Genomic DNA, 21,733 nt, shown 5'->3' with positions numbered 1-21,733 from the left:
CCGGATGCTCGACCGCAGTTGCCCCCGCCCAGAGGGCCAAATCACCGCGGCCCTCATTGGCCTTCGACGACCTTCGACTCGTCGGCTTCTCGAAAGCGCCAGTTGTCAGAGCAATGAGGAAATTCATGGCAGGGTGGCAATTTACGAGCCTTGATCAACAGAGGGGCCATAACAGTGTCGGCTGTGAGTCCTGCCGGAACGCACACGCCAGACAGTGACCCGCGCAGGGCTGCCGGATCCGCTCCCCCGGAGTGCGCCACCGAACCGGTGGATCTCGGTTCCGGCGGCGACAGGCGTGCCGATCTCGACGGCCGCCACCTCGTTGGCCTCAAGCCCCCCATCTGACCTGCTACCACCACGCGACAAGCGCCCCCGCCATGGAAGAGATCGTCTCGACATCAGGTGCAGTTCCGGCATCCCGCTCGAACACATGCGGTGCTCGCCTCAGCGCCATCGCTTCTCGCGTGCACGCCTCGTGAGGCTAGCAAAGGGGATGGAATGTGCCCGACGGCTCGGCCGCAGCATACAGGAGCAGGAACGACCATGGCTGCCGCGCCCGCGATCGTGCCAGTGCACTCCGCTCGACTTCCCGGAGTGCAACGTCTCTGTTTCGAGAGCTTGCCAAGATAGCGCTTGTGCGCGCCATGTCGCATCATAGATGCGCCCCGCATAACCACCAGGGCGGGGACGCCGCAGCAGATTGCCGCTTCGATGCAAGAGCCGCCGCCCCGCGCTGCAATACCGTCTCAAATACTTTGTCGATCATCGCCTGCTCAGTCGTCGAATGTACTCGATCCGGAACTTCCTGACCCAACGACGGATTGTCTCGTAGGGGACCACAATGCCGCGCTCCAGCAGCATTTCGTCAACCAGACCCAAGCTCAGCGGAAATCGGAATAAAGCCGGACCGCGTGAGCAATGACCTCGGGCGGCGGTGGCGATTGTAGCTAACGGGCGATCCGTTCATACCGTCGCCCTATGCTCCAAAAGCTGACCGCCAGTTAACGTAATACCGCCTGCATACCTGCTGTGTCTGCTTGTGTAGGTCCAATGCCGTCACAGCTCGCGTACAGCGCTCCCGCTATGCCTCTATCGCGATGGTGCCAACGCACTCCGTTTGGACTTCCCGTCAAACGCTAGCGACAAGTCGAGATTATGGTGCAACATCTGATTCTCTGGCTCTGATTCGAGAGCTTGGCGGTATAGCGCTTGTGCCGCGTCATGCCGCCCCTCGTTATCCAAGACAACTCCCTTCGCATTCAATGCACGCAAATTTCCTGGGACGGCAACTAAGACGCTGTCGAGTACCTGAAGCGCCTCATGCGCGCGTTCCTGCGCCAGCAAGGCCTTCGTAAGACGGATTGCCGCATCGACATTGTCCGGATGCTGCTTCAGATCATCCCGCAAAGCCTGCACTTGAGAATCCTGACTGACTGCGCGCCAAATGCGTTCGCGCATAGCCGGATCGATGTTATTGGCGCCCAGCAACTCGGGTGGCGATGTCTCCTTCACTGAAAGACCCGGCTTATTCCAGCTAGTGCAACCCGCGAGAGGCAGAATGGCGAGCACTGCGAAGAGAACTGAGTACGGCGCAGCGACTGCATTCTCATGTGAATTCATGCTTGGTTTTCCCTATCATCGAGCGCTTTGGCTGTCAGTTGGCGGCAACGCCGATATTGCGCGGTTTCCGTGACGTTCCAATATTGGTTCCAGTCGGAGCTTGATCGATCCGGCGGGCTGAATCGTGAAGTCGGAGGCGAGGTCCTGATAAGACAGAACAGCAAGATCGATCCCGTTTCGGCTTAGAAAACCGCGGACGAAACGCCGGACATCCATTGAAGTCAATACGACAGGGAGGGTCTGACCCGGTGCTGCGCTGGAAAGGATCTGACGCACCTGTGACAGCAGCGCTTCGCTTTGCCGATCCTCTAACACGAGATATGGGCCTGCAGCCGAATCCCGAACGGCGCTGCGCATGAAATCCTCAGTCTCACGTTCGATAACGAAGGCGGGCACGATTCCGTGTGTGGCATAGCGGTGACAGATCTGCCGCTTCATGCCAGAACGGACGTATTCCGTGAGCAGTGCGACGTTTTGCTCACGTTCGCTCCATTCGGCCAATGCCTCCAAGACGAGTCGGGTATTGCGGATGGGGATACCTTCATCCAGCAGGCGGCGCAGCACTTCGGCAATCCGAGGGATTGGCGTGGTGCGCAGCACCTCCTTCACCAGATCAGCGTATTCCTGCTCCATGCGACCCAGCAAATGGCGGGTTTCTTGGATGCCCACCAAGCGCGGTGCATAGCGGGTCAAGGTCGCATGGATACGCAACGCGAGGCGTTCGCTGGGACGGTGATGCCCGATGCCGGCGGCATTGAGAGCCGGCGCATGGCTTTGTTCAACCCAGATTTTGTCCATTTCTGGATCATGCCGAAATGGGATGCCGCTCGATTCAATGCTCGCCAGATCGTCTGTGAGGGTGAGCTGTGTCGGATTAATCAAATCCTGTTCGACTGGCACGCCCTCGACATCTATCCTGAATTGCGACTCGGGCAGCTGCTGGTCGACCGCGACTGGGATGCGCGGAACGACAATGCCGAGATCGGCTGAGACTAGTTGCGAAACGCGTGCAATGTGCTGTTGCAATTCAACTTGGTCGATCGCATGCGTAAGGCTCGGCGCAAGGAAGAAGGCGATCGGACATGCCTCTGCAGGGACGGTTTCCTTCTCTACTGGCGCTGCAGTTGCAGCATCGACCTTGCCGGCGCCCGGCACATCACCCTTGACAATGCTTGCCGCGGCGAAGACTGCGGCCAAGATCAGAAAGACGGGCAGGGGGAAACCAGGAACGAACCCCATCACAACCAAGACGCAGGCCGCCAGCCGCAATGCTCGCTTACTGGCGGTGAGTTGCTTGACTATGTCCGTACCAAGGTTGGAACTTGCAGCCCCAGTTACGCGAGTGACGATGGTCGCCGCCGTAATTGAGAGCAGCAGGGCCGGAATCTGCGAGATCAACGCATCACCTATCGTCAGCAGAGTATAGTGATGCAGCACCTCGCCGAACGACATGCCCTTCGAGAGCAGGCCGATCGAAATCCCACCCAGCATGTTGATGAAGATAACCACCAGCCCGGCAATGGCGTCGCCCTTCACAAATTTCATCGCGCCATCCATCGCGCCATAAAGTTGGCTTTCCCTCTCCAATGTGGCGCGCCGCCTGCGCGATTCGTTGGCATCGATGTGGCCGTTGCGTAACTCTGCGTCGACCGCCATTTGCTTGCCCGGCAGAGCGTCTAGCGTGAAGCGCGCCGCCACTTCTGCGACACGTTCGGCGCCCTTCGCGAGGACCATGAATTGCACCATGGTCACGACCAGAAATATGACAAAACCTACGACGATATTGCCTGAGATTACGAAATCGCCGAAGGTGTGGATGATGCTACCTGCCTCCCCCTCGGCCAGGATCAGTCGCGTCGTTGCGATGGTGAGCGCCAGACGGAATACCGTGGATATCAAAATGACGCCGGGCAACGACGAAAAATCGAGTGGCGTGCTGACATACAGGGCGACCAATAGCAGCAGTATGGCCAATCCCATATTGAATCCGATCAGCGTGTCGATCACCATGATCGGGATTGGCATGACCATCATAGCTACGGCTAGAAGCAGCATCAACGCGACCATTAAGTCCGGGTTGGCCGGCGCACGCTCGATGAAGTTACGCAAAACGTTGGCCATCCGAGGCCCCTCTATGATGGTTTGAGAATTGCTCTGCTGCTACGCAGCTTTCGAAGACCCATCAGAGGGCATCGCTTGCGCTTGAGAACGAGAGGCAGGCACGAGGACGGCTTGCCAGGAGGTGTACCCAGTCTGTCCAGAACCGTAAGGGCCTCACCGCCGATGACCTTCGAGATGAACGCATACGCGAAAAGCCGCAGCAGCTGAATATCCCGAGAACTACCGTGGGCAGCGAGCCACAACCGGAGCAGCTAGCCTTTGATCAAGCTGCTCCGGTTCTGCCGGAGCAGCACAATTCGCCGTAACTCGTCCCTCGGGACGACGATGCCTTCACGCAGCGCACGATAGCGAGGCGACAGGATAGGTGGGGCAGCTTGACCATGGCGTTCTCCTTAATATGGCCTGCGAACTTGGAAATCATTAATACGGGAGAGTAGCAAGGCGGCCATTTCGGCTCAGCAGCACACGACGGTCCTCGATCCGATCGACCATCCACCCATCATCCAAAATGGCGCCGACAAAATACTTCTCACCAGCGATTACAACATACGGCAGGGGCCCACGCCAAACAGCTTCAACGGCGATTGCGGATGGCGCCTTCTCCTCTTTGATGACCACTCCATTGACCAGTGTTAGAGCGCCCTTCGTGCGATGATCGAACCACTGCTGAACCTTCTGCCAACCGATGACCGATGCAGACGTGACGGTCCCTTCAGCGGTCACAACACCCTTTGCGGAGCCGATCTTAATATTGAGCAGGCCCGCTTTGTAGACTTCCTGTTGCAGGTCTTTGGCCGCTGCCACGTTAGTCTGATCGTCAGCGCGGTTACTGCTCAGCTTGGACTCAAGGTCGGCACCAGGTGAATTGGTGCTCAATGCCCCAGCGTTGCCGTAGTAGGAGAAAATGGCCGAGAGCGCGCCGATCCCGAGAGAGCCGAGTAACACCAAGGCAAGCACGGAGATGGAAAGACGTGGTATGCCGATCCCACTGGCTGGCGCAGCATCCTGCACTGACCAGAGAATGGACATCGCGCCTGCATGAATGACGACCGGAAGGGGCACCACAACGCACTCCCCTGCCGCAATATTCCTGTTGTCTTCCATCCTGAGGCCGGCTGCAAGCGCCTCGACCTCGATCGAATTGCCAAGAAGAGTCATACGAAAATGATGCGGCGCGAGTCCTTGCTCGACGAAGATTATATCCGCATCGAGGCCACTGCCGATCAAGCCCGTTTCTAGAGCCGCCTTACCGGTCAGTCCGCAATAGAGCCCCGACAGAACTTCGAAATGAAGGGAAACGGCGTCATTCAAGGATGATCTCCCGAACAAGAAGATAAGCCGCACGGCAATTGCCATGCGGCTTATCTTGGTTCCACATCGCGCCACTTGGGGACACGTTCGGGGCTACTCTAGAGCCCCGCTTCCGACACTACTGAACGCGCTCGTCGGCCGCCTTCTTGATTGTGTTGAGGTTGGTCGTAAGAGTGCGCAGCTGTATACTCCTAGCCGTAGCCTCCAAGCTAACCGCCGTTAGCTCCGCGAGTTGCGCCTGGAACGCGGCAGCCCCAGCAGCTTTGGTAGCTACGTCTACAGCACCTGAGGCGGCAGTACCAGCCGCACTAGTAGCAGTACCTACTTTACTCATGTTGTTTTCCTTTCTGTTCAAACTGTGCCGTCAGCAACAGCACGCACGTCCTGACGCGGACCATCCAACGTCAGGCATCCTCTTCAGTTTCTGCCATAGCATCCTCCGCTTCATCCATGGCATCGCTCGCAATTTGCAGCGCAACCGCACGAAGAGTGCTTTCGAACTCGCTTTGAACTGCAGCTTGGTCAGAAATGGTTGGACGATCCGCCGGTTCGCTCCCGCCAACCGGCCTGCTCTGACCAGAAGACCCGGAGGATCCTTGATGCGGCTGTCCATTCGAATGTCCATGGCCCTTTTGGGCCAAGGAAACACCGATGTTGCCACCTCCACTACCAATTGCTGCGACCATCAGTTACTCCGGCATCTGTTTCCATTGGCGGCGACGCGTAACAAGCTCAATCTCCTCAAGCTATGAGCGTGAGCTTTCGAGAAGCTGACGAGTCTCAACAAAATGCGGCGCTACCTCAAAAATAGATGGTCGTGCACGATCTGGCCTTCGTGCGCGGCAAGGTCATGATGTGGACAGTCGGTTCTAGCGCGGCAGTTGTAGTGACGCGAATGATGTTGTCGCCTTAAGAACGCGCAAAGAAAGCCAGGACATGTCATGCCGTGACTGAGCGCCCACCGTCGGTGCGGTCCTCTTCACAGGTGACGCGGTTGCCGCCTGCCATCAGCTGTGCTGTGGCCGTACTCCTGCTCTCCGCTCCCTCTTAGTCACCGATTGCACGCACGCGACGCCTGTTTGTGCCAATATTAAACGTCTTCGATCCGTGCGTCGGCCGCCCAACCTACGGTGCTACTGCGTGCGCATCACCTGGATACCCATTCGGTCGTCCTACGCTTCCGGCGCGTCCAGGCTGCGCCACTGCGCTATCAATAGCCGCTGCCGGTCAGTGACCCGCCGGCCTGAGCGCGTTTGTGCTCCCCGCCTTCGATGCGAAGTTTTTTCAGCGGGCCACCAACGCAGCTTCGGGGAACTAAACGCGGTGTCCACTGGATCATTGCCATCCTTCTTGCGCGAGAGCGTTGACATCAAGCAGGGCACCACGCCGGAATCGACGTGGCACGAAGAGAAGCGGCGGTTGCGTTCATTTGGGCCAGGCAGCGCTCGACGACCAAGCGTCTAAGGATCACCGACAACGCTGAACGTATCTCCTCTGCATCGGAGCTAGACCATGACCGGTATTGGCCGAACCGGGAAATCGGCCATTTGGGAACCTGCAGTCGACCGCATCAGGGGAGGGCACGGCTCTCGCGCTGATCTTGTGAGGAGGCGCTGGGGTAGACGCACGTTCATGGGTTGTGGCGGGCTGTCGAGCAGGACTGATATGTTCTCGACGGGAACGTCCAGGATCGCCACAGTACCAAGGGCGCTAGGCGCCTGCTCATCGTCTGCTGAAGAACAGGCCTGGCACCAACGCGCATCATTACCGACAACTGCGTTCCTACAGAGCGACGAAACGGCAGGTCATCCCGGATGTCGAGCACCGCGCGCACAGGGGCCCTAACATTGGGCCAAGAATTTCCACGAGCCGCTGCGAAAGCGCACGAGCAAGGCTTCCGTTCGCTGGAAAACCTGCAGCACTTCTTCGATCTTCTCAACCTTCCGTAATCTGTTCGCGCGGCCGGCTCAAAGCGCTCCATCGCGTCAACGCTATCGCGGAATGGAAAGTTATGGCCCGAGCCCTCGCCTGACATTTCCGTCTGCGCTCCCTTCACGTCCAACTAAGATACCCCAATCGCTAACGCATGAGCCAGGTCGGTTTTTGCGTCCCGAGGAGCCCTTCGTCAGCTAATCGTCAGCTAGGCGGTCTAGACTTGCCACGCCAAGCCAGCCTGAACTCAATGCGAAACATAGGAGTGCGAATCGTCATGTATGGTCAACTGGTGGCTCGTCCGATGTGCACTACCCCCACTTTGGCTAAGCTGACCTTGGTAACCGCCCGGCGATCGGACGCAGAAGCCAAAGGTTTGCAGACATGGCTGCCCGGATGCGCTTAGCCGGAGCAGGTGCCAGCGGCAGCTCATTTTCGGCGTAAGTGGGCGAACAACCGTGCCGGTGAAGGCAGCAAGCAAGCCCACACTAGTCTCTGCTGAGGACAAAGAGCAGTGGTACAGGGCGCACCAAGCTCCTGCAGGTCAGGGGCCAGATCCACTACGGCTGAGCGACATCAGACCCAACACAATGGGCGCATTCTTGCCAATATCGGAGACATAATATGACGGGCATTGGTCGATCTGGCAGATCGCGCATAGGGAATGCTGGAGCCGACAGCACGTTGGGGGCGAGCAGTTCGCGCTCGCAATCCAGTGTTGCTCCTGGGGAAGCCAGTCAATTGTTCGGATCCGTTGTCGAGCGGATCCGCTCTGGGGCTCAAGATAGAGGGACATCCTCCGCGCGCGGTGCCGATGATGCCTTGGGCGACGGGTCTTCCGGCCACTCCGTTGGCGAACATCGAACCCTGACTGCTGCGCCACGTGAAGCCGCTGCGCCACCTGCAGCGATTGCGCGGCAACGCGATTTTCCCTCAGTCTCGGAGGGTGGAGCCACGGCGTCCGAGGGCGGAGCTACGGCGCCGGTCGCCAGCCAGCCTGCAAGTTCGAGTGTGGCAGTTCCCATTTCTTTGACAGGCGAAGAAATCAACGCGGCAAAGCTACGAATGCTCGGCCTGCTTAACGAGCTTGACGGTTGCCGTGATGCGGCTCTGCGCGGACACAACTCGTGGGAGGAGGCGCAAGATCAGATGGATCGGCTCATCAATGCAGGCTCGACAGTTCTGAACTACTACGCAAGCCTGCCCCCGGCAGTGGCGCGTAGCATTCTGTCCGACGATCGGGCGCGTGAATTCCGCGACGAAACGCTCAATCGGGCGAAGCAATGCAACACGTTGGCCACCAATATACTCCACGACTTGCGCGAAAAAAGGGAGGCTGCGGACGCGGTACTCCACAAGTTGCGCGCATCCAACACTCCCCGCGACCAGCTGAGCCGAGCAGTTTCCAGTGTGGCGAAGCACTATGTGGCCCTCATGGAGTGGTGGGAAAAGAAGCTGCGGCGCTGCGAACGGATGCGGTCCGTCTGCGCCGCCACTGCCAACTTACCGAGCGCAACGGCCGAGATGCGAGAGGGCGAACAGGCCGCACTGCGCCTGCACACCGGCTGGGCAGCGAATTTGAAGGTCATGGTGCTGCAATCGCGGGTCGCTCTCGCGCAGCTCAAGATTGAGCCGCTGGCGAGCACATTCGAAACAGCCGTGAGGGAAATCCTCATAGGTGAGGACCGGAAGGTGCGTCTGCTGGGGACCTTCATCAGCGACGTTTTTCCGGCATTCCACTCGACCCGCGACGCTGTGATGTCCAGCGAAGGGCGCCCACTCGACGCAGAGCACCGCGCCGTGCTGGAAGGAGTCATGGAGCGGCTTTCGGAATTTGGATTGGCGTTGCACGACATGCTTGCCAAGTTAGGCGATGACCGAACAGGTGCCGGCCTCCCATTGGAACTGTTGGGCCAGATCGTGGACGACGCATGGATCACTGCGCACGAGGTCATGCACTTCCTGGAACTGCAGCCGAAGTCGCCAGCCATCATTGCATCGCCGGCAGCCGCTGGTGCTGCAAAACCGGCCGGCACTGCCGGCACGGCTACAATCGCCGAAACCTTGGCACAACAACTGCAGACCAAAGCCATCATTGCACCGCCGGCCGACGCTCGCGCTGCGATACCGGCCGACACTGCCAGCGAGGCTGCAGGGGCCCAAGGCACTGCAGTGGGCAAGAAACGGAAAGCGAACGGGAAAGGGAAAGGGAAAGACAGGCAGGCCGCCGGTGCTAGCTCTTCAGCCGCAGGCCAGCCGGAGCCGCAAGTCGTTGCAAACGACGGCGACCCGGCGCCAGCAGCCAAGGTTGTCGTGCTTTCCGATCTAGGTACGAAAAAGCTCGTGAGTGCGGAGGAGGCGCCGGATGCGAGTGCGTCGGCGGCGGCACGCTTGGCGATCTGGCAGGCCCCGGCTTCGGAGCAGATGCTGGCACGGTTGGCCGAACTCCTGAAGTTCGATCTGGCTGGTCAGCAAAAGGCCGTCTCGCAAGCGCGCAAGATGAAACCCGAGAACGCCGAACACGTCGTGGACACCGTGGTCGAGCGTCTGCAGACCCAGGCCGCCGAGATGCAGGCCTGTCTGGCCGCGTTTAAGCAGCATGATAGTCTCCTCCGACTCTCGCCTTCGCAAGTACCCAAAGTGCACGAAGACACAGAACAGCTCAAGAGAATGTTGGGCCAGGCGCAGGGACTGGCAAAGGCTTTGAAAGAGCAAAAGGCCACGATTACGATCGAATGCATGAAGACCTACGCATTTCCGTCGCAGAAGTACCTTGAACACTTGCGGCAGGCCAAGGAGTTGACGCCTGCGGATCCACCGCAGCCGTTGAGGGGGGAGCCAGGGACGCTGTTCGAAATCCGGCTGCAGCCCAAGGCGCTGCGCAATGGTGCAATGCCGAAACCGATGTGGGTGCACATCCATACGAAGGAGTCGGTACATGCGGGGCAGTTGGCGACGCTGAATGACGCCGACTTCGTCGCTTGCCACGTCAAATCCAATGAACAGCGCGGCCACAATCGCCAGTGGCAGGACGCCCGGGCTGCGATCGGTCACGAGAACGTCGTAATCCACCGCGGCAAGCTCACCCCTGCGTTCTGCAAGTCCCTGTTGACCGGAGGGCTCAGCGGCCACCCACGCCATCCGCTTGCCGCGGTGGAGCACCGGTCGACACCGGCCGCTCGACACGCGATATAGTCGGGGGCTCGCAGTAAAGTGCCGCTTGTGGTGACACCATGAGTCATACCTCCGAAATCTGGAGGCCAGAGGGTCGTTGGTCCAGATGCTGGCAGTTGAGCCTCTCTGGTCTTGAGCCAAACAGCGTATGCCGCGAACTGCACGGGTGGCCGGCCCCGCACCTCAACTATCGCAAAAAGGGCGAGCGGCGCTGGTGCGCGGAACACTCCGGCCAAAACTTGTCTGAAGCGGACGCCCGATTTGAGCTGTCGCGTCGAAGGAATTGCAGATGACGCTTCATGACGTTGCGCTCGACGACAAATTCGACCTTTCCAAGGAGCGCATCTTCCTGTCGGGCGCGCAGGCGGTCGTGCGTATGCTCCTTATGCAGCGCGAGCGCGATCGCCGCGCGGGGCTTAACACCGCCGGCTTCGTTTCGGGCTATCGCGGCTCGCCGCTCGGCGGTCTCGACCTCCAGCTCTGGAAAGCCAAACGCCAGCTTGCCGACGCCAGCATCGTTTTCCAGCCCGGGCTGAACGAGGAACTGGCCGCTACGGCCTGCTGGGGTACGCAGCAGACGGAACTGCTCGGTGAAGGCAAATATGACGGCGTTTTTTCGATCTGGTACGGCAAGGGTCCGGGCGTCGACCGCTCCGGCGACGTTTTTCGCCACGCCAATCTCGCCGGATCGTCCAGGTATGGCGGTGTGCTCGCCCTGATGGGCGACGACCACATGGCGGAATCATCCAGCAACGCGCACGCCACCGAGTTCGTGTTCGTCGATACCATGATCCCAATCCTCAATCCGGCGGGCGTGCAGGAACTGATCGAATACGGCCTTTACGGCTACGCCATGTCGCGCTTCGCCGGTACCTGGGCGGCGATCAAATGCGTCAAGGACAATATCGAATCGACGGCTTCGGTGGATGCGTCGCTTGACCGGCTGAACATCATCATCCCCGAGTTCGACATGCCGCCCAGCGGTTTGAATATCCGCCACGAGCTCGACCAGCTCGGCCAGGAAGCGCGTCTGCACGAACACAAGCGTGCCGCAGCGGCGGCCTTCATCAAGGCCAATGATCTCAATCGAATCGTCTATTCGGGCGGCCGAAATCCGAAGATCGGCATCATCACCATCGGCAAGAGCTATCTTGACGTACGTCAGGCGCTGGAGGATATCGGCGTCGACGAAGCCCGCGCCAACCAGCTCGGCGTGCGGCTGTTCAAGATAGGCTGCCCGTGGCCGCTCGACTTCGAGCACATTGCGGATTTCGTGCGTGGCCTGGAGAAGGTGATCGTCGTCGAGGAGAAGCGCTCGCTGATCGAAGTCCAGCTGCGCGAGAGCCTCTACAACACGGCCATGCAGCCCATGGTGATTGGCAAGAAGGACGAGCGCGGCGGCTGGCTTTTCCCGGCCAAGGGTTCCCTCGACCCTAATGATATCGCGATCGCGCTCGGCGAGCGCATCGTCGAGACGATCGGACCGTCGGAGGAGATTTCTGCACGGGTCGCTCGGCTAAAGCAGTTCCAGGCGATGCTTGCCGACAAGAAGGACATTGGCTCGCGCACCCCCTTCTTCTGCTCCGGTTGCCCGCACAATTCCTCGACCAAGGTGCCGGACGGCTCGATCGCCGCAGCCGGCATCGGTTGCCACTTCATGGCGCTGTGGATGGACCGCAACACCCTTGGCTTCACTGCCATGGGCGGGGAGGGCGCGCAATGGGTCGGCCAGGCGCCGTTCTCGAAGCGCGACCACATCTTCCAGAACCTCGGCGACGGCACCTACAACCATTCCGGCACGCTGGCGATCCGCTTCGCGCTGTCGACCGAGGCCAACATCACCTACAAGATTCTCTACAACGACGCCGTCGCTATGACTGGTGGCCAGCCGCTCGAAGGCAATCTGACCGTCGACATGATCGCGAGCCAGGTGCACGCCGAGGGCGTCGAGCGCATCGCCATCGTCACCGACGAACCCCGCAAGTATGCCGCCGCCGGGATAGGGTTTCCCGCCGGCTCCACCATCCACCATCGCGATGATCTCGACCTGGTGCAGCGGCAGTTGCGCGAGGTGAAGGGCGTGTCCGTGCTGCTTTATGACCAGACCTGCGCGGCCGAAAAGCGCCGCCGCCGCAAGCGCGGAACCTTTCCGGACCCCGACAAGCGCGTCATCATCAATGAGCTCGTCTGCGAAGGCTGCGGCGATTGCGGCGTCCAATCCAACTGCGCCTCGATCCAACCCGTCGAAACTGAGTTCGGCCGCAAGCGCCGCATTGACCAGTCGAGCTGCAATAAGGATTTCTCCTGCGTCAACGGCTTTTGCCCATCCTTCGTCACCGTGCATGGCGCGAAGATTCGCAAGGCCGAAGGCATGGCAGGAAAATCCGATCCGCTCGAAGGCGTGCTGGAGCCACAGCTTTTTGCGCTCAATGGCGACGGCTGGTCATCGATCATCGACGGCGTCGGCGGCACCGGCGTCGTCACAGTCGGCGCCATCCTCGGCATGGCGGCGCATCTGGAGGGCAAGGGCTGCGGCATGATCGACATGGCGGGCCTGGCGCAGAAGGGCGGGGCGGTCTTTTCACATGTCCGCATCGCAAAAACCCCTGAGGATATCCACGCCATCCGCGTCTCGGCGGGCAAGGCCGACCTCGTTCTCGGCTGCGACCTGGTCGTGTCGGGCAACAAGAAGGTGCTGGCGGCGGTGCGCGAGGGCCATACGATTTTCGTCGCCAACACCGCCGAGATCATGCCGGGCGACTTCGCGCGCTCGGCCGATTTTTCGCTGCCCGTGGAGCGGCTGAAGGAGGCCATTCGCGAGGCTGCCGGCGAAAAAAAGGCGCATTTCTTCGACGCCACGCGCACTGCGTCGGAGCTGTTCGGCAATTCGCTCGGGGCCAACATGTTCATGCTGGGCTTCGCCTACCAGCATGGCGGGCTGCCGCTGCCGGCGGACGCGATCGAACGCGCCATCGAACTCAATGGCGAGTCGGTCGCCATGAATATCGCAGCTTTCCGCTGGGGACGGCGCGCGGCGCATCAGCCGGATTTCGTCAAAGGAATGCTCGGCCGGCCTGGCCAGGCGGCGGAGCCCGGTATCGCACAGACGCTTGACGAGATCGTCGCGCGTCGAGTGGAGTTCCTGACCGCCTATCAGAACGCCGCCTATGCGAAGCGTTACGCCGATCGTGTCGCGGCCGTCCGCAAGGCCGAGCAGGCAGTCTTGCCGGGCTCCGCCCCGGTCGCTGAGGCCGTGGCGAAAAACCTCTTCAAACTGATGGCTATCAAGGACGAGTATGAAGTCGCCCGCCTCTACACGGACGGATCGTTCCAGCGCCAACTGGCGGCGCAATTCCAGGAATACGACCGGCTGGAATTCCACCTCGCGCCCCCGATCATGGGCCGGCGCGGCGCGGACGGAAAGCCAAAGAAATCAAGTTTCGGGCCGGGGATGATGAAGGCATTCAGCCTGCTTGCGTCGCTGAAGGGCCTGCGCGGATCAGCGCTCGATCTGTTCGGCTATTCGGCCGAGCGGCGGACGGAGCGCGGCCTGCTCGCAAGCTACGAGGCCGATGTCGACCGCATCGCCCGCATCCTGACGCCAGCGAAGTTAGAGGCGGCTGCTGCCTTGGCGTCAGTCCCGGCTCTCATTCGCGGCTACGGCCACGTCAAGCAGGCCAGCGTGGAAAAGGCTGCGGGAGAGCGGGCCCGGCTTCTGGCGCGCCTTGAAAGCGCAGAGGCGAAACCGGAGCCGGAACGGCGGAACAAGCCGCTTTCTGTGGCAAGTATATCCCTGTACAATCCGACCTTAACGTAAAGATTTCCCTGGTACGCGCATGGTCCTCTTCTAGGCGATTGTGGCAAAGCTTGGCTCCCGGCGAGCTCGAACAATTTGCGCGCGCATTCGCCCTGCTTCGAGTACCGGCGGCGCGTAGCGTTCGCCATAGCCGCCATAGGCGTCGGCCTGCAGGATCGCGGACCAGGTGCCAAGATGGGCCCGTGGATGTTCGGCACGCCGGTAGCGCGAACAATGAAACAGCCCGGCGGGCGGATCGACACCGCCGAACTTGGACATAGACCCGCAGCCTGCCAGTATCGGTCTTGCCCTTGGCGAGGACCGGCACGTTTGTATCGCCGCCGTGCCAGCGGTCGGCGAGGAGGACATGAGGCTCGATCGACGATGGATGGGCACGAGCGCGAATGTGGCCGCGCCAACCTGGTCGGCGAGCGTCGGCAGGCTCAGCGGCACTCCTTCACGCGCAAAACACCCGGTCCTGGCGGTCTAATGGCCAAGGTCTCTCAAGTCGCCGCGACCGAGGTCGATCCGGTGATTGCCCTTCCTGCATCCGTCTGCCCGGTGGCACTACGCGTGCAGGGATATCGGACGAGCCACCAATTCGACCATACGAGGCGGTCGCCTACTAGGCCGGCTTCGGCTACAAGGCGAAAGCCTTCGCGAGGATTGCCGCATCCTTGGGCTCAAGCCCATCCGCATCAAACCTACACGCCAAGACCAACGCAAGGCCGGGCGCTTCATCAAGCGTGGTCTTGGGGAATAGGCCTATGCCGTCCCATGCCCGACTTCCCAGCGCCGTCGAGCCGCCTGCCTGGCTTAATGGCTAGCCCGTCTTATGCACGACGATGGGCTTTTGAGGCTGGCGGATGTAGCTTAAGCGGTTGATTTGGCGTAGGATTCGGTTGCTTAGGCCAACCCTTCCACCTCATTTCGCGAGCCACACCCGCCATGACCGAGAATACGTTGCTGCCGCTGTCTTTTCCAGCCGTCGGACGCAAGAAGATCACAGCTGCGTTTGACGGCGGCCGCATCACCTCGGATGGCGGCGTCATGCTTCTGGCCGCAGCCGAGCGTCGCCTGCAACTGGCCGACAGGCTGGCCGCGGTGATCCACGATCGGCGCGATCCAGAGCGGGTGACGCACGCCATGGCCGACATTCTGCGCGCCCGCATCTTTGCGATCGCGTGCGGCTACGAGGACGCCAATGATCTCGACCGACTGCGTACCGACCCGGCCTTCAAGCTCGCCTGCGGGCGGCTGCCCGACAGCGGGATTGATCTGTGCTCGCAGCCGACCTGCTCGCGGCTGGAGAACCTGCCTGACCTGCGCACCGTCATCCGGCTCAGCTGGGTGCTGGTCGATCTCTGGCTGTCGAGCTATGCCGCGCCGCCCGCAAGCGTCACGCTCGACATCGATGATACGCTGGATGTCGTTCACGGCCATCAGCAGCTCTCGCTCTTCAACGCCCACTACGACGAGCGTTGCTTCCTGCCGATCCACATCTACGACGCCGCGACAGGACGCCCGGTCGCCATGATCCTGCGTCCTGGCAAGACCCCGGCGGGCAAGGAGATCCGCGGCCATCTGCGCCGTCTCGTGCGCCGCATCCGCGCCCGCTGGCCGACCACCCGCATCCTGATCCGTGGCGACAGCCATTACGGCCGGGCGCAAGTCATGGCCTGGTGCGAGAACAATGCGATCGACTACCTCTTCGGCCTACCCGGCAACAAGGTTCTGCAGCGGCTCGTCGACGAGAGCGCCGACGACATCCGCACCCGCCGCGCGCTCGAGCGCAAGCCTGTGCTGCGCGGCTATGCCGAGACCCGCTACAAGGCGAAGTCCTGGAAGGCCGAACGCCGCACCTGCGCTCGCATCGAGGCAACCACCCTCGGCCTCGACATCCGCTTCGTCGTCACCAATCTCGACAAAGGCTCCGCCGAGCACATCTACGACGTGATCTACTGCGCCCGCGGCGGGCCGAAAACCTGATCAAGATGCACAAGAGCCAGCTCGCATCCGACCGAACCTCCTGCCGCTCACCGATTGCCAACCAGGTCCGTCTTGTCCTGCACACCGCCGCATACTGGTTGATGCTCACCCTGCGCGAGGCGGTGCCAACGACCCATCATCTGCGCAACGCCGAGTTCGCTACGCTGCGGCTCAGGCTGCTCAAGCTCGGCGCCCGCGTCATCGAAACCGTCTCGCGCATCCGCCTGGCCTTCGCCGCCGCCTGTCCCGAGGCAAGTCTGTTCCGGGCGATCGCCAGCAATCTGCTACCAACAGGACCATGACCGCCGGGGCAGCAGGCCCCGCCGAAACCACACAGCTTCCACCCTCCAGCGCGTTCACAAGTCCAGACACAGCCGCGGTGAAAAAGACGCCGAGCCGCCACCTGTCCGCCGCTCAGCGGCAAACAAACCCAGATCCGTCAGTAGAGTCGAGGAAGGGCGCGGTGGCTTGGGCCGTGTTGGCATCGCTCCGTTTCCCTTCCCCGCTCATCAAACCGGACGTGCGGATTTCCCGCATCAAATGTGCTCAAACACATTTGATGCGTAATGTGGCTTCGGTAGAGATGTGGCGTCGGCCGCCGCGGGCCAGAAGCGGCAGGCCGGTGAGGATGCCGAGCGCCACATAACAAAGCGGGTTACAGCGACCGAAGGAAGTCCATCAGCGCCGGTTGGTCACGCCATCGTTTTGGGATTTTGCCGAGACTCGGCGCCTCGCATTTTTCGAGCGCCTTAGCCTTGGTCTCGAAGTCGACCTCTGCATAGACGTTCGTGGTGTCCAGCGAGACGTGCCCGAGCCATCCGCGGACTGTGTTGATGTCGACGCCGGCGCGCAGGAGATGGGTCGCCGTGGTGTGGCGGATGGAGTGAGGGCTTACGCGCTTTGTCGCCAACGATGGCATTTTGGCGACGACCTTGAGGCCATAACGCTCGACGGCGGTATGGATCCCGAAGCGAGTGATGGGTTGGCCGCAGCGATTGAGGAAGACGGATCGAGAAGGGGCTCCGTCAGCGACGAGTGCCCGTAACTCGACGACGGTGGCGGTCCACAATGGGCAGTATCGCTGCTTGCCGCCCTTGCCATGGATTTTGACGCTGGGGGCGTTCAGGTCCAGGTCCGCCACCTTGACGCCGACCGCCTCTGACGCTCTCGCACCAGTGTTGTAGAGGAACAGCAGCAGGGCGTAGTCGCGCCGACCCTGCTCCGTCCGCCGATCTGGAGCGGCGAGCAAGGCGTCGATCTCCGCCTTTTCGAGGTAAGGAACGACCGCCTGATCGGTCTTCTTGAACGGGATCGAACGGATCTGGCCCGACCATTCGATGTGGACGGGGCTATGCTCGCCGACAAAGCCAGCGAACGCCCGAACGGCGGCAAGACGTTGATTTCGGGTGGCGATCGAACATCGACGCGTCACTTCGATATCGGTCAAGAAGGCGCGGATTAGCTCGGCCGATAAATCGACGACATTCAGGCGATCAATAGACTTGCCGACCCGCTTCGCAACGAACGGGAGAAGCTGACATAAGCCGTCGCGGTAACCCTGCTGGGTGTTGCGGGCGAGATTGCGCTCGGCAACCACGTGTTCGAGTAGGAACCGCCGGATCCAGGGGCCAAGGAGCGCCTCGTCACGCATTGGGCATCTCCATGGCGTAATGCTCGAAGCGCGCGCTGGCCTCACGCAGAAGGTCCGGGGTTAGGGTTAGGTATCGCTGCGTGCCCGAGATGTTGACGTGGCCAAGGTAGGTGGAGAGCTTGGGCAGAAGCCGTTGGACGTCGGCGCCTTGGCGATACCAGGAGAGGAGGCGGTGAACTGCAAAACTATGTCGCTAATTCCGGGTTCGGAATTAGCGACATAACTCCGAGTGCCGGATTATTCCGAGTGACGCCATCGCCGCGGCGTAATTTTCTCATGATTGCAAGTAATTGGATCAGCGTCGGCCGTTGATTGCGCGACATTATTCGGCTGCTCTTTCTGAGCGTGAACTTTCCCACGATATAGGGAGACAGACGATGATTGATCTGAATGAGGCGCTAGCCAAAGATCGCTGGATAGGCCGATTGGCTAGCCACCTGGATGGTTTCGAGGCTTTGCTCGATGGCCAGGGATACCCCAAAACGACTGTTCAGCAGAAGATTAAGCTCCTGGCTGGTTTCAGTGCTTGGGTGGAGAGGCAGGATGTTCCGCTGAGCTTGCTCGGGGAAGAGGACGCAGATCGATTTCTGACGGAACTTGGTCGGCGCCCGAGGCGTGGCGATGCCTGGACCATTCGGCAGTTGCTCCGATATCTGCGCGACACGGGCGGCGTGCCGGTACCGCTGCTGGAGGTCGATACGAGCGCCAAGGGTAAGCTGATCGACGCATTTGGGGAATTCCTGCGCACCGAGCGTGGTCTCTCGGCATCGACATTGACGAACTATCTGCCGATTGTTCGTGGGTTCCTGGACGAACAGTTTGGCGGCAACGATCCGGATTTTGACCGCTTGCGAGTGGGCGACGTTCATCGGTTCATCGTGCGGCGCGCCCAGGCCGGTTCGCCCGGCCGCGCCAAGTTGGCGGTCACGGCGCTGCGTTCGTTTCTGCGCTTCCTCCAGCAACGCGGGTTGCTTGCCACCGATCTCGCTGTCGCGGTGCCTGGGATCGCCGGCTGGCGCTTGGCACATCTGCCGAAGGCGCTGCCTGCCGAACAGGTCGAACGGCTCCTTGCGTCTTGCGACAGGAGAACACCGGCCGGCCGCAGGGACTACGCGGTTCTGATGCTGCTCGCGCGCCTCGGCTTACGGGGTGGCGAAGTCTCGGCCTTGACCCTGGACGATCTCGACTGGGATTGCGGCGAGATCGTCGTGCATGGCAAGGGTCAACGGCTGGCGCGGCTGCCACTGCCGGCGGATGTCGGTGCCGCCTTGGTCGACTATCTGCGGCAAGATCGGCCTGCTTGCTCAACACGCCGCGTCTTCATTCGCATAAAGGCGCCCAGACGGAGTTTTGTCAGCCCGTCGACTATTTGCTGCATCGTCCATCGTGCGCTCAAGCGCGCCGGTCTGACGCCGGCGTTCAAGGGTGCGCACCTGTTGCGTCACTCACTCGCCACCGATCTGCTGCGCCGCGGCGCCTCGCTCGTTGAAATCGGTCAACTTCTCCGCCACAGCCAGCCGAACACGACACAGATCTATGCCAAAGTCGACATCGCGGCGTTGCGTGCCATTGCGCTACCCTGGCCAGGAGTCGCATCATGAGCGCGTTGCAAGCGGCGCTCGAAGAGTACCTGGCCGCGCGCCGCGCCCTCGGCCATAAGCTGCGTCTTTCCGGACGGTTGCTGCAGCGCTTCGTTGTCTTTGCCGAATCTTCCGGCGCCACCGTCATCACCACCGAGATTGCCCTGGCCTGGGCCATGCAGCCGGCAGAGGCACAGCCCGCCCAGTGGGCCAACCGGTTGGCGATGGTTCGCCGGCTCGCGCGCTATTGCAGCGCCATTGACCCGCAGACCGTCGTCCCGCCGCCCGACCTTCTTCCTCACCGGTATCGTCGGCCATCGTCGCCCTATGTTTACCGCGACGAAGAGATCACCCGACTGATCGACGCGGCAAAGCGCTTGCCGTCGACAGTCGGCCTTCGCCCGCAGACCTATGCCACGCTCTTCGGCTTGTACGCGGCGACCGGCATGCGCTGTAACGAACCGCTGCGTCTCGATCGCGGCGACACCAATCTCGTTGATGGCGTGCTGACGGTTCGCGACACGAAGTTCGGCAAGTCGCGCTACGTGCCGCTTCACCCCTCGACGCAACACGCTCTCAAAATCTATGCGGCCAGCCGAGACCGGTCATGCCCCAATCCCCTGAGCTCCAGCTTCTTCCTTTCCGAGCGCGGCATGCGTTTAACCGAATGGGCCGTGCGGTGGACGTTCGTCAAGCTGTCGCGCGAGGTCGGCCTCCGCGGCGCCAATGACTCCCGCGGGCCACGCCTGCACGACCTTCGCCACCGACTGGCCGTGACAACATTGCTGCGCTGGTATCGCAACGGCATCGATGTCGAACGCCACCTGCCCGAGTTGGCGACCTATCTCGGCCATGCCCACATCACCGACACCTATTGGTATTTGACGGCAACGCCGGAGCTGCTGCAGCAAGCGCTGCTGCGGGCGGAACAATCTCAGCCGGAATCCCGCCCATGAGCGCCGCCCCAACGTTCCCCGCTCTTCTTGAGGCCTTCTTCACCGATCGCCTCATCAGACAACGACAAGCAAGCCCGCATACGCTGGCGAGCTACCGCGATACCTTCTGCCTGCTGCTGGCCTATGCCCAGCGGCAGCTACGCAAGGGGGCCTCGCACGTCACCTTGCCGGATCTCGACACCGCCTTCCTTGGCGCCTTCCTCGATCATCTCGAACACGAACGCGACAACTGCGCCAGGAGCCGCAATGTCCGTCTTGCCGCCATCCATTCCTTCTTCCGCTATGTGGCCTTGCATGCGCCGGAACACAGCGCATTGGCTCAGCGCGTGCTCGCCATTCCGAGCAAGCGTTACGTGCGCCGGCCGGTCGCCTTCCTCAGTAGCGTCGAAGTCGCCGCCTTGCTCGCCGCCCCCGACCTCGGCAGCTGGATCGGGCGCCGTGACCGGGCGCTTCTGTTGCTGGCCGTGCAGACCGGCCTGCGTGCTGCCGAAATCGTCGGCCTTCGCTGCGAGGACATTGTCCTTGGCCCGGCCGCCTATGTGCAATGTCAGGGAAAGGGCCGAAAACTCCGCAATACCCCGCTTCGCAAGGATACGGTCACGGTGCTGCGTGCCTGGCTTGCCGAGCGACGCGGGCGGAGCGCCGATCCTGCCTTCCCGACGATAAGCGGCACGTCATTGAGTCACGACGCACTTCAATATCTGCTGAACAAGCACCTCGCCGTCGCACGTCGCCACTGCCCATCGCTGGCCAGCAAGCACGTAACGCCGCATGTCCTGAGGCATACCCTGGCAATGGACCTGCTCCAGCACGGCGTCGACCGCTCGGTCATTGCTCTGTGGCTGGGCCACGAGTCGGTCGAAACCACCGCCATCTATCTTCAGGCCGACATGAAGCTCAAGGAGCAAGCTCTGGCGAAGACCGACACGGCCGACATCCGGTTGGGCCGCTACAAGCCCGACGACCATCTCCTTGCATTCCTGAAGAGCCTCTGATTATGCCGACCCAACAGCCACAGATCGCCCGCACTCTTTGGCCTCCCGGACCGTCACTCGGAATAATCCGGCACTCGGAGTTATGACGAAGATCATGCAAGCGAGGCTGATGTCGCGGCCCGGCGCCGGCGCACACGACATTCGCTTTGACGCGTAATCGGCAGAACTCCCTCTCAGCGTGTTGCAGGGTCACAGGGGCGCCCTGGCGCGTGAGGAACCAGAGGGATTCTGCAGACTGGCCTTCGCGGCGGCGAGAAGCGTGCCGGGATAAGATGCGCACGAGGTCGTGGCCGATCGGAGCCAGTCTGGTCTTGTAAAACTTGCTCTCGCGGACGCACAGAATCCCTTCCTCGAGGTCGACGTCGGCTAAGGTGAGGGACAGTGCCTCGCCAAGGCGAAGGCCCGCGCCGTAAAGGAGAAGCAGGAGCGTTCGGTATGTGTCCGGATCAATAGGACAGCGAGGATGGTCGATCAGGACGACGGCGTCGAGTAAACGACCGATCTCCTCGCGGGAGTAAATGTAGGGAACGAAGGCTTCCGTCGGCTTGGGGACGGCGCGTGGCAACGGCCATATGTTTGTATGCCCCCGGGCCATCGCGAACCGATAG

11 protein-coding genes and 4 pseudogenes are annotated in these 21,733 nt (G+C 61.3%); 6 read left to right on the top strand and 9 right to left on the bottom strand.

The genetic code is table 11. From position 1 onward, the window contains the following. Positions 1 to 765: 765 nt before the first annotated feature. From DBIPINDM_RS00900 to DBIPINDM_RS00880, 5 genes and pseudogenes are all read right to left on the bottom strand, one after another. Positions 766 to 920, bottom strand: a pseudogene (locus DBIPINDM_RS00900) (IS6 family transposase); the annotation flags it as partial. A 169-nt stretch (positions 921 to 1,089) separates the two neighbouring features. After that, positions 1,090 to 1,620, bottom strand: a complete 531-nt coding sequence (locus DBIPINDM_RS00895; RefSeq protein WP_258581036.1) for a tetratricopeptide repeat protein — start codon at positions 1,618 to 1,620, stop codon at positions 1,090 to 1,092. Positions 1,621 to 1,635: 15 nt separating this feature from the next. Next, positions 1,636 to 3,741, bottom strand: coding sequence for a type III secretion system export apparatus subunit SctV (gene sctV, locus DBIPINDM_RS00890; protein ID WP_258581035.1), 2,106 nt, complete (start codon positions 3,739 to 3,741; stop codon positions 1,636 to 1,638). Between the two features lie 420 nt (positions 3,742 to 4,161). Continuing rightward, positions 4,162 to 5,052, bottom strand: a complete 891-nt coding sequence (locus DBIPINDM_RS00885; RefSeq protein WP_258581034.1) for a hypothetical protein — start codon at positions 5,050 to 5,052, stop codon at positions 4,162 to 4,164. A 404-nt stretch (positions 5,053 to 5,456) separates the two neighbouring features. Beyond that, on the bottom strand, positions 5,457 to 5,738 hold the full coding sequence (locus DBIPINDM_RS00880) for a nodulation protein NopC (protein WP_258581033.1): 282 nt from the start codon (positions 5,736 to 5,738) through the stop codon (positions 5,457 to 5,459). Positions 5,739 to 8,049: 2,311 nt separating this feature from the next. Here DBIPINDM_RS00880 and DBIPINDM_RS00875 point away from each other — a divergent pair. Beyond that, positions 8,050 to 10,179, top strand: a complete 2,130-nt coding sequence (locus tag DBIPINDM_RS00875; protein WP_258581032.1) for a hypothetical protein — start codon at positions 8,050 to 8,052, stop codon at positions 10,177 to 10,179. Positions 10,180 to 10,447: 268 nt separating this feature from the next. Then, complete coding sequence (locus DBIPINDM_RS00870; RefSeq protein ID WP_258581031.1) at positions 10,448 to 13,975, top strand: indolepyruvate ferredoxin oxidoreductase family protein; 3,528 nt, start codon at positions 10,448 to 10,450, stop codon at positions 13,973 to 13,975. Positions 13,976 to 13,998: 23 nt separating this feature from the next. Here the strand turns inward: DBIPINDM_RS00870 and DBIPINDM_RS00865 are convergent. Then, positions 13,999 to 14,422, bottom strand: a pseudogene (locus tag DBIPINDM_RS00865) (IS66 family transposase); the annotation flags it as partial. Between the two features lie 480 nt (positions 14,423 to 14,902). Here DBIPINDM_RS00865 and DBIPINDM_RS00860 point away from each other — a divergent pair. After that, positions 14,903 to 16,245, top strand: a pseudogene (locus DBIPINDM_RS00860) (IS1380 family transposase). 353 nt (positions 16,246 to 16,598) lie between these two features. On the opposite strand, the gene DBIPINDM_RS00855 reads toward DBIPINDM_RS00860, so the two are convergent. Continuing rightward, entirely contained in the window at positions 16,599 to 17,594 is a 996-nt protein-coding gene (locus DBIPINDM_RS00855) for a tyrosine-type recombinase/integrase (protein WP_258580648.1), read from the bottom strand. Further along, a pseudogene (locus tag DBIPINDM_RS00850) lies at positions 17,587 to 17,787 on the bottom strand (integrase); the annotation flags it as partial. The pseudogene DBIPINDM_RS00850 and the gene DBIPINDM_RS00855, both read right to left, overlap by 8 nt. A 184-nt stretch (positions 17,788 to 17,971) precedes the next feature. On the opposite strand from DBIPINDM_RS00850, the gene DBIPINDM_RS00845 reads away from it, so the two are divergent. Genes DBIPINDM_RS00845 through DBIPINDM_RS00835 form a run of 3 tightly spaced genes read left to right on the top strand, consistent with a single transcriptional unit; the run spans position 17,972 to position 21,125 of the window. Continuing rightward, positions 17,972 to 19,195, top strand: a complete 1,224-nt coding sequence (locus DBIPINDM_RS00845) for a site-specific integrase (protein ID WP_258580651.1) — start codon at positions 17,972 to 17,974, stop codon at positions 19,193 to 19,195. Further along, a complete protein-coding gene (locus tag DBIPINDM_RS00840) occupies positions 19,192 to 20,130 on the top strand; it encodes a tyrosine-type recombinase/integrase (RefSeq protein WP_258580807.1) in 939 nt (312 codons plus the stop codon). Before DBIPINDM_RS00845 ends, DBIPINDM_RS00840 begins: the two co-directional genes overlap by 4 nt. Next, on the top strand, positions 20,127 to 21,125 hold the full coding sequence (locus DBIPINDM_RS00835; RefSeq protein WP_258580649.1) for a site-specific integrase: 999 nt from the start codon (positions 20,127 to 20,129) through the stop codon (positions 21,123 to 21,125). The genes DBIPINDM_RS00840 and DBIPINDM_RS00835 overlap by 4 nt, the downstream gene beginning before the upstream one ends. On the opposite strand, the gene DBIPINDM_RS43525 is transcribed toward DBIPINDM_RS00835, so the two are convergent. Then, complete coding sequence (locus tag DBIPINDM_RS43525; RefSeq protein WP_416361698.1) at positions 21,028 to 21,720, bottom strand: tyrosine-type recombinase/integrase; 693 nt, start codon at positions 21,718 to 21,720, stop codon at positions 21,028 to 21,030. The two genes, DBIPINDM_RS00835 and DBIPINDM_RS43525, sit on opposite strands and share 98 nt — an antisense overlap. Positions 21,721 to 21,733: the final 13 nt, after the last annotated feature.

The sequence above is a fragment of the Mesorhizobium sp. AR02 genome (assembly GCF_024746835.1).
In the GTDB taxonomy this organism is placed as follows: domain Bacteria; phylum Pseudomonadota; class Alphaproteobacteria; order Rhizobiales; family Rhizobiaceae; genus Mesorhizobium.
Note: the sequence above shows the minus strand (reverse complement) of the source record. Positions and strands in the feature narration are given on the sequence as shown.

Bases quoted from the DNA above. Each gene is read 5' to 3' on its own strand.
- DBIPINDM_RS00895 (WP_258581036.1), bottom strand. From the start codon at position 1,620: ATGAATTCACATGAGAATGCAGTCGCTGCGCCGTACTCAGTTCTCTTC.
- sctV (WP_258581035.1), bottom strand. From the start codon at position 3,741: ATGGCCAACGTTTTGCGTAACTTCATCGAGCGTGCGCCGGCCAACCCG.
- DBIPINDM_RS00880 (WP_258581033.1), bottom strand. From the start codon at position 5,738: ATGGTCGCAGCAATTGGTAGTGGAGGTGGCAACATCGGTGTTTCCTTG.
- DBIPINDM_RS00875 (WP_258581032.1), top strand. From the start codon at position 8,050: ATGCTCGGCCTGCTTAACGAGCTTGACGGTTGCCGTGATGCGGCTCTG.
- DBIPINDM_RS00870 (WP_258581031.1), top strand. From the start codon at position 10,448: ATGACGCTTCATGACGTTGCGCTCGACGACAAATTCGACCTTTCCAAG.
- DBIPINDM_RS00855 (WP_258580648.1), bottom strand. From the start codon at position 17,594: ATGCGTGACGAGGCGCTCCTTGGCCCCTGGATCCGGCGGTTCCTACTC.
- DBIPINDM_RS00845 (WP_258580651.1), top strand. From the start codon at position 17,972: ATGATTGATCTGAATGAGGCGCTAGCCAAAGATCGCTGGATAGGCCGA.
- DBIPINDM_RS00840 (WP_258580807.1), top strand. From the start codon at position 19,192: ATGAGCGCGTTGCAAGCGGCGCTCGAAGAGTACCTGGCCGCGCGCCGC.
- DBIPINDM_RS00835 (WP_258580649.1), top strand. From the start codon at position 20,127: ATGAGCGCCGCCCCAACGTTCCCCGCTCTTCTTGAGGCCTTCTTCACC.
- DBIPINDM_RS43525 (WP_416361698.1), bottom strand. From the start codon at position 21,720: ATGGCCCGGGGGCATACAAACATATGGCCGTTGCCACGCGCCGTCCCC.